This window comes from Rhizobacter sp., assembly GCF_035702065.1.
GTDB lineage: Bacteria > Pseudomonadota > Gammaproteobacteria > Burkholderiales > Burkholderiaceae_C > Rhizobacter.
Map to the genome: position 1 here is coordinate 1 of NZ_DASSRA010000155.1, position 4474 is coordinate 4474.

Here is a 4474-nt window from a genome sequence, read left to right on the forward strand (position 1 = left end):
GAGCTGAGCTTCCAGGACCGCGATGCGCCGGCTTAACCGCGACTTCGGGATACCCGTCCGGCGCTCCCCGGCAGAAAAGCCGCCCGCCTCGACGACGCGGGCAAACAGGTACAGGTCGTTCAGATCATCCATGCGAGGCTAGATTCAAGGATGGGTCACATTGTGCTCAAAAGTGGCGCCACTCACGCGCTGCGCATGCTGCACGCGATTCAAGCTTTCGCGCGTGGGGCGCCGATCCTCAGCTCAATGGCCCGAAGGAAGTCTGGGCGCGCCGACGCGCCAGCTCTGTACCGATCTGGAAAGCCCCGCGGGTTGACCAGAAATAAAAACGCGGTACGCGCGCTGCACGGCTGCTCCTGGCCGGGACTGCTTGTTCGGGACGTAAACCGTTAGCGAACTTTGGAATGCTTCCACTCAGATTGATCGTCAGCTCCTGACGCTGTGAGGGCCTCACACTCCCGGCCACCACCTGCGATGGGCGACTGACCGCTTCAGGGTAGGCCACTCGAACTTCTCTCCTGCGTCGGCCTTGCCTCAACGCTGCGTCGCTCGATATAGGGCAAGACAAACATGTACAGCCCGCTGAACAGCATCAAGAACAAAGGTGGCAGCGGTGAGTAGGTGACCCATGCGGGGGGCTCGCCTTTCGTCCGCACCACGAAGTTGGCAATGACGGTGAGCGTGAAGATGATTGACAGCCATCTGTGGCTCTGTCTGATCCAGTGTGTCCAGTTCATAACAACCCCATCAGTCCTTTGCCTGGATCATCTTCCGGCGGTTGCCCGAGGCGTCGCTGAAGCCGCCATAGTCGGCGCCGTAGCGACCGATCAGCTTCTGAGCGAACTTCACGCCTGCTGCGTGCGTCGCGTCGTACGCGTCGCAACAGGTGGCAATCACTCCCACACCTTGCTTCATGGAATCTCCTTTCATTTGAAGAGACTCGTTTATACGTTCGGCCTCCAGCCACCGCTTCTCCGAAACTGCGATTGTTGGGTCGGTCCGCTGAGCCGCATTAACGAACCAGACTGGCAGGCGGTCCCCTTTCGCACCGCCGTCGAGCGTCTGCTCTTGTGGCTGCTGCAGTCGGTTAACACAGTGAGATGTGAATGCCCGGTGTGCCAATCAGCAGTCAACTGGATCGCATGGTGCGAACGTCTCAGTTCAGTCTGGACTCGTCGCCCGACAGGACTCACTCCGAACCACCTGCCGAGCCATTCCGTCTCCGACGCCACCTTCATGGTGACCAGTGGACTGGGCGCTTCCGGAGTGACCAAGCAAACCCCTCCGCAAAGAAAAAGCCCACAACAGCCGCACAGCGTTTACCCTCGGGCTTCCATCCACTGCGAAAGGAGGTGATCGTGTCTACATCCTCTCGGTCCGGGGCGTCTCCCCGAACATAGTCTTCGGCTTCGCAGCCGGACCCGCAGGCGCTCCTTGGAGCGCCTGCGTCATTTCTGGCGGCGTGTGCGGCTCAGCAGGGCGAGTTGGTCTGCGTCAGCAGGCCCAACTTGTACGGCAGCCGGTCGTAGCTGCCGCTCGCCCCCGGCGCGAGGCCTTGGTAGAGCATGCGCATGTTGCAGGCGCTGATCTCCAGGTTCTGGTCGTGGCCGCTGCGCAGGATCTCGCCGTGGCTGATGCCCTGGCTCCATTTGCCGGTGGGGAAGCTCACGTTCGCATCGCCCGCGAAGGGGTTGCTTTCGGTGGCGGCGAGCGTCGTCCACGGGCCGCTCAGGCTGTTGGACGTGAACGAGCGGAAGTAGCGCCCGCTGCTGCCGATGGCCTCGACGATCATCAGGTACTGCCCCGTCTCGCGCACCTTGTAGACCTGCGGGGCCTCGAAGAGGTTGTTGCGGTTCGAGTCTTGCAAGGCCACCACCGTGCTGCCGAAGCCGTTGGGGAAGTTCGCGAGCGTCGTCTGCGAGCGGTAGATCTTGCCGTTGTCGCCGGCCGAGAAGAGGTGGCAGTTGACGGTGTCGCAGGCGACGGCGAAGTCGAGCCAGTTGGCGCCGGCGTTGATGTCCGACTGGATGTTGCTCGGCACGCTGCTGTAGAAGGTCTTCACCGCGCTCCAGCCGCCGGGGTTGTTGATGTCGGGGTTGGTGGAGTAGGCGGCGTTGCCGTTCTGGAACACCAGGTACCAGAGCTGCGAAGGCGTGTGGAAGAACACGAAGGGCGCGGCCCGGTAGCCCGCGCCGATGCGGGTCGAGTCGAGGAAGTAGGGGTTGGCCGAGCCGGCGTTGGCCCAGTCGGTGAACGAGCGGTATTCGAGCCCCCAGCCGTTGCCCTTGGCCTGTGTCGAGAACACATGCCAGCGTCCGCCGTGGTAGACGACGGTCGGGTCCTTGATGGCCACCTCGGGGAACTGCGACGAGGGCTTGGCCACCATCAGTGCCGCGCTCGAGCTCCAGCGGAAGCTCGTGGGCAGCTTCACCGTGCCGGTCGGCGGCGGCGTGGTCGTGGTGACCGGCACCAGCGCCCAGGTTTGGTTGGCACCGGCCCAGTCGGTGTACTGCTGGATGTCGCCGCCATCGGCGGTGGACCCGCCCACCACGTCGAGCGCCTTGCCCGAGTTGGCGTTGACCAGGCGTACCGCGCTGTTGTCGCTGCCGGTCAGGCGGAACTGCTGGCTGGCCAGGTTCTGGTCGGTGTACTGGTTGATCGCCGCGCCGTTGGCGGTCGACGCGTTGGCCACGCCCACCACCTTGCCGGAGTGGCGGTTCTTCAGCCGGTAGTAGCCATTGCCCGAACTGACGAACTGGAACTGCTGGTTGTTGCCATCGGCCCGCGTCCACTGGCGGAACTCGGCGCCGTCGGCGGTGACCCAGTTGTAGAGGTCGAGCGCCTTGCCGCTGTTGGCATTGACGAGCACGTACCAGGCGTTGGTGTCGATGGTGACGGCTGCGTCGGCCGGGCCCAGCAGCAGCGCCGCGCCCGCGGCGAAGACCAGCGCCGAGATCATGCGGCGCGCGCGAAGTGTCAGGGTGTTCATGAGGTGCCTTTCGCCGCGGAAGCGTTCACAGATCGCCGAAGCCGATGGCGCCGTTGCAGTGCAGCCATTCGCTGCGCCCGCTGCCCCCGCCGCAGCTGCCGTTCTGGTAGACGCCGGTGTTGTAGGTCTGGGCCTCGGCCTGGCGCAGGCTGCCGTTCACGCTCAGGTAGTCGACCTGCACATCACGGCCGGTCGCGTCGTTGGTGAACTCGACCAGCGAGCCGCCCGACAGCGTGGTCGTGATGGTGTAGTTCGTCATGGTGGTGCTGAGCGTCCAGGTGCGCACGGCGGTGCCGCCGATGCGCAGGGTCACGCTCTCCTGCCCGGTGGTGCCGCGGGCCCGCACGACGATGGTCTTGGGGGTGCCGCTGTCGCCACCGCCGCCGATGGTGGTGGTGCGCACGTAGTTCTTCAGCCAGGTCATCGCCGGGCGCTCGCTGCCGTCGCGGCGCACGAGGTGCGAGTTGTCGACCCAGGTCTGGCCCTCGATGTAGCCCCACAGTGTCACGTGGGCCACGCCGGGGTGCGTCCACAGGCCGGGGAAGAGCCGCTGGTAGCGCGCGAGCTGGGTCGAGTCGTCGCCGGTCATGTCGAGCTCCGACACGAAGATGGGCACGCCCGCCTGCGCCAGCGAGTCGAGGTTGGCCTTCATCGTGGCGGCGCTGAGGTTGTCCATGCTGAAGTAGTGCGACTGGATGCCCACGCCATCCACCAGCCCGCGGGCCTTGAGGATGTTGACGATGCCCTTGTAGCGGTTGAGCTTGGTGGCGTCGTTGATGATCCCGTACTCGTTGATCAGCAGCTTGGCCGTGGGGCAGTGCTGGCGCGCCTTCTGGAACGACCAGACGATCCAGTCCCAGCCCGTGGAGCCTGCGCCGCCCAGCGCATTGCGGTAGGTGGCGGGCTGGCTGATCGGTTCGTTGACGACGTCGATGTACTGCGTCTGCGGGTAGCGCTGGCAGTAGAGGCGGATGAACTCTTCCACTTCATACGCCTGCTGCGAGGCGCTGAGCGAGCCGATCCAGCCCGGCTCCTGCGCGCCCCACACGAAGGTGTGCTGCTTGAACGGGAAGCCGTTGGCTCGCGCGTAGTTGTAGGCGGTGTCGAGCGGGCCCCAGTTCATCTGGTTGCGCGTGGCTTCCACCGAGCCCCACTTGCCCGCGTTCTCGGGTGTGACCTGGTTCCAGTAGGCGCTGAAGTTCGAGGGCACGCTGCTGGCGATGATGTTGCCCAGGAACTTGGGCTTGCCCGTGGCGAGCTGCGCCTGCGCGAGACCGCTCGCAACGAGCAGACCCAGGGCCGCGCTGGTGCAGACGATGGCGCGATGCAGCGCCTGGAAGACAAGGGGGGTGCTCATGGTCGCGCTCCTGTGCTGTACCGGCCGGGGCGGCCGAGGTGGGCGAGCGATCGTCGATGAAGCGCCTGAAGTGTGCGATTGGTGCTTGCTTGCCCCTCGTTCGTACAAGATCCGCGGCCTCGCCTGTG

At 65.0% G+C, this 4474-nt stretch carries 4 protein-coding genes; all 4 read right to left on the reverse strand.

Annotated features, from left to right (window positions below; all coding sequences use genetic code 11):
- On the reverse strand, window positions 1-132 hold a 132-nt coding region (locus VFL64_RS07305), incomplete at its 3' end, for a LysR family transcriptional regulator (protein WP_489539718.1).
- Between the two features lie 615 nt (window positions 133-747).
- Window positions 748-915, reverse strand: coding sequence for a hypothetical protein (locus tag VFL64_RS07310; RefSeq protein WP_489539715.1), 168 nt, complete (start codon window positions 913-915; stop codon window positions 748-750).
- 556 nt (window positions 916-1471) lie between these two features.
- Entirely contained in the window at window positions 1472-2989 is a 1518-nt protein-coding gene (locus VFL64_RS07315; RefSeq protein ID WP_489539716.1) for a non-reducing end alpha-L-arabinofuranosidase family hydrolase, read from the reverse strand.
- Between the two features lie 25 nt (window positions 2990-3014).
- Window positions 3015-4346, reverse strand: a complete 1332-nt coding sequence (locus tag VFL64_RS07320) for an endo-1,4-beta-xylanase (protein WP_489539717.1) — start codon at window positions 4344-4346, stop codon at window positions 3015-3017.
- Window positions 4347-4474: the final 128 nt, after the last annotated feature.